Below are 4,484 nucleotides of genomic sequence, written 5' to 3'. Positions count from 1 at the left end.
AACCAGTTGAGCACCCCCAACAACGCGATCGCAGTGGTCGGCATGGCCGGCAAATTTCCGGGCGCCAACGATGTGTCGGCGTTTTGGACCAACCTTCGACGCGGCAAGGAGTCGATCGTCACCCTGTCCGAGCAGGAGCTGCGCGACAACGGGGTCAGCGACAAAGCATTAGCCGATCCGGCGTACGTGCGTCGCGCACCGCTACTCGACGGGATCGACGAGTTCGATGCCGACTTCTTCGGGCTGCCGCCGCTGGCCGCGCAGGTATTGGATCCACAGCACCGATTGTTCCTCCAGTGCGCGTGGCATGTGCTAGAGGATGCAGGCTGTGACCCCGCGCAGTTCGACGGCTCGATCGGAGTATACGGAACCAGTTCTCCCAGCGGTTATCTCCTGCATAACCTGTTGTCGCATCGCGACCCCCATACCGTTTTGGCTGAAGGACTCAACTTCGACCAGTTCAGTCTGTTCCTACAGAACGATAAAGATTTTTTGGCAACTCGGATATCGCACGCGTTCAACCTGCGTGGCCCAAGTATTGCGGTTCAAACCGCGTGCTCGTCTTCGCTTGTCGCGTTGCATCTTGCCTGCCTGAGCCTGCTGTCCGGCGAATGCGACATGGCACTGGCCGGTGGATCGTCGCTGTGCATTCCGCACCGTGTCGGCTACTGGCACTCGCCGGGATCGATGGTGTCGGCTGTAGGCCATTGTCGACCCTTCGACGTGCGGGCCGACGGCACCGTCTTCGGCAGCGGTGTTGCGTTAGTGGCCCTCAAGCCGTTGCAGGCCGCCATCGACGCCGGCGACCGAATTCATGCCGTCATCCGCGGGTCAGCGATCAACAACGATGGCTCCATGAAAATGGGTTACGCAGCGCCCAATCCTGCCGCTCAAGCCGACGTCATCGCGGAAGCGCATGCGGTGGCCGGTATTGATTCGTCGACCGTGAGCTATGTCGAGACCCATGGCACCGGCACCCCGCTCGGGGACCCCATCGAAATCCAAGGGTTGAAAACGGCATTCGAAGTGTCGCCGGTATCCCGCCCGGGCCCATGTGTACTGGGGTCGGTCAAATCGAACATCGGCCACTTAGAAGTTGCCGCCGGAATCGCGGGTCTGATCAAAACAATTTTGTGCCTGAAGAACAAGGCGATTCCCGCGACCCTGCACTACACCAGTCCGAACCCGGAACTGCGTCTGGACCAAACTCCGTTCGTCGTGCAAAGCAAGTATGGACCGTGGAAGTGGGACGGCGTGCGTCGTGCGGGGGTCAGCTCGTTCGGGGTCGGTGGTACCAACGCCCACGTCGTCTTGGAAGAAGCACCAGTTGAATCATCCACTGTTGCTGCGCCGGCCGGCCCCCAGGTGGTCCTTCTGTCGGCGCAGACTGCTGCTGCGCTTGGTGAATCGCGGGAAGCTCTGGCCGCGGTGTTAGAAAAATCAGGAGCACCGTGCCTGTCCGACGTCGCTTATACGTTGGCCCGGCGCCGCAAGCACAACATCACGATGGCTGCCGTCGTTCGTGACTTAGAGCATGCGGTCACGGTTCTGCGATCGGCCGAGCACGACAATGTTTTCGTTGGTGAATCCGGTGCTGATACCGGGTGCGGTGCCGCCGACACCGCTTCAACCACCACCTTGGGGTCAGATCGCGTCGTTTTCCTGTTTCCCGGGCAAGGTACTCAGCACGTTGAAATGGCCAAAGGACTCTACGACACCGAGTCCGTCTTCGCTGAACACTTCGACACCTGTGCTGCCGGATTCCGCGAAGCGATGGGTGACCTGGACTTACACTCGACGATATTCAACAGTACCGCGATGGATCTGGAGCGCATCGACCGTTCGCAACCGGCGCTGTTCACGGTGGAATACGCACTGGCGAAGTTGGTCGACAGCTTTGGCGTAGTTGCCGGGGCCTACATCGGATACAGTACCGGCGAGTACGTCGCAGCTACCTTGGCCGGGGTATTCGACCTCGAGACGGCGATCGAAACGGTGTCGTTGCGTGCCCGTTTGATGCATGAATCGCCGTCGGGGGCCATGGTTGCAGTGGCGCTGGGCCCCGACGACATCACCGATTACCTCGCGGAGTATCTTGCCACCGGCGTCGAGTTGTCTGCCGTGAATGATCCCGGTAACTGTGTGGTCGCCGGGCCTAAAGACCAGATTCGCGCGTTCAGCCAACGTCTTAACGAGGCGGGGATACCCGTCCGGCGGGTCCGTGCCACTCATGCGTTCCATACAAGCTCGATGGATCCTATGCTAATAGAATTCTCCGAATTTCTGTCTCGTCAACAGCTTCGCGTTCCGAACACACCGTTGCTGAGCAACCTCACCGGAACCTGGATGTCCGAGCAGCAGGTCACCGATCCGGAAACCTGGACGCGTCAAATCAGGTCCACGATCCGCTTCGCCGACGAGCTAGACGTGGTGTTGTCGCAATCGGGGCGAGTCCTTGTCGAAGTCGGTCCCGGTGGCAGCTTGACCGGTTCGGCGATGCGTCACCCGAAGTGGTCGAGTGGGCACCGCGCTGTTCGGCTCATGCGCCATCCGCTTCAGAACGTCGATGACCGCGACACTTTCTTGCGCGCGCTGGGTGAACTCTGGTCGGCTGGAATCGAAGTTGACTGGACGCCTCGGCGTTCGGCCATGCCGCACTTCGTTTCCTTGCCTGGTTATCCGTTTGCTCGACAACGTCATTGGGTCGAACCCCGACACACGATCTGGACGCAGATTCCCGGCGCGAGCAATGGCTCACTGGTCGACTCCAGCGTCGATTCCGTCACTGTTGAAGGGGTGCGCGGCGGGGAGTCGCAGACCGAGGCCACGTTGCAGCGCATCTGGTCACAGTGCCTAGGCGTCAGTTCGGTTGATCGGACCGCCAATTTCTTTGACTTAGGCGGCGACTCCTTGATGGCGATCAGCATCTCGATGGCCGCGGCCAACGAAGGCATGACTATCACACCGCAGGATATGTACGAGCACCCGACTCTAGCCTCGCTGACAGCCGTCGTCGATGCCTCATTCGCGTCGAGTGGGTTGGCGAAACCACCAGAGGCTGCGGCGCATCCGGCGGTTCCACCCAACATCGCTTACTTCCTCGAGCAGGGGTTGCGTGACACTGGCCGCTGGCGCGTTCCATTGATCCTGCGGCTTGACCCCAAGATAGGGTCAGACGACATTCGAGCCGTGCTGACCGCAGTGGTCAACCACCACGACGCCTTGCGCCTCAGCCTTGTCGACAACGACGGAATGTGGGAACAGCACATCGCGGCGACCGGAGAATTCACCCGGCTCTCGACCCGGCCGCTTCCCGACGGTGTAGCCGCCGGCAGCGCAGAGGAACGGGCAGTGATATCCAGCATTTTGGCCGAACTTATTGCTAGTCAAAGTAATTCGAAAGATCCGCTGATCGCCGTGCAGATCATAACCTCCCACGGTGGTCCGAACTACCTCGGTCTTGCTGTGCACCAGATGGTCACCGACGATGCATCGCGCCAAATCTTGGGGACCGATATCATAACCGCTTTTGGGCAACGGCTAGCTGGCGAGGAGATCACACTGGAACCGGTCACCACCGGATGGCGGGAATGGTCACTGCGTTGCGCGGGCCTCGCGACGCATCCGGCAGCTCTCGACACCCGCTCCTTCTGGATAGAGAATGCGAACAAGGCCAATTTGTGGTTGACCAATGCCGTGCTTAATACAGATAGTACCCAACCGCCCGGTGCCGATGATCTGGCTAAGGTTTCGTGCACGCTAAGCGTTGAGCAGATATCCGAACTGGATGATGCCCGGCGCAGGTTTCGGCGATCGATTCAGGCGATTGTGTTGGCCGCGCTTGGTCGTACAATTGCCCAAACGGTCGGTGATGGTGTGGTCGCCGTAGAGCTTGAGGGCGAGGGCCGTTCGGTATTGCGGCCGGACGTCGACGTACGAAGAACAATCGGCTGGTTCAAGAACTATTACCCAATTCCACTGTCCTGCTCGAAGAGCCAGGGTGCGCTTGCGCAACTAGACGCTGTTCACAACACCCTTAAATCCATTCCGCATTACGGGATTGGATACGGACTGCTGCGGTATGTGTACGCGCCGACCGGACGCGTACTCGGTGCGCAGCGCACGCCTGACATTCACTTCCGGTACGTGGGCGTTGTCCCTGAGCCGCCGTCCATCGATGCTCCGGTACAGTTCGACTCGGACATGACGCTTCCGGTGCAAGAACCGATTCCTGGGATGGGCCACGCCGTCGAACTTCGGACGTATCGGTCTAGCGGTTCACTGCATCTGGATTGGTGGTACGACATCCGACGGATCCCGCAGGTAACAGCAGAAGCACTCGCGCAGTCCTTCCCAGGCACGCTTAGTAAGTTGATCCAGGAAGGCATCGCGACGCAGCAGGACGAGCACGACGAGAGTGAAATAGCTGGGGCACCCCAAGCGGGCGTTCTGGTGGACCTGTCAAACCTGGATGCCGGCTGAGG

General features: G+C 60.0%; 1 protein-coding gene. It reads left to right on the top strand.

Annotated features, from left to right (window positions below; translation table 11 throughout):
- The first annotated feature begins 6 nt into the window (after positions 1-6).
- Complete coding sequence (locus MLPF_RS12445) at positions 7-4,482, top strand: type I polyketide synthase (protein ID WP_045843760.1); 4,476 nt, start codon at positions 7-9, stop codon at positions 4,480-4,482.
- Positions 4,483-4,484 lie beyond the last annotated feature (2 nt).

Origin of the sequence: Mycobacterium lepromatosis, assembly GCF_000975265.2 — a bacterium.
Classification (GTDB): Bacteria; Actinomycetota; Actinomycetes; order Mycobacteriales; family Mycobacteriaceae; genus Mycobacterium; species Mycobacterium lepromatosis.
Note: the sequence above shows the minus strand (reverse complement) of the source record. Positions and strands in the feature narration are given on the sequence as shown.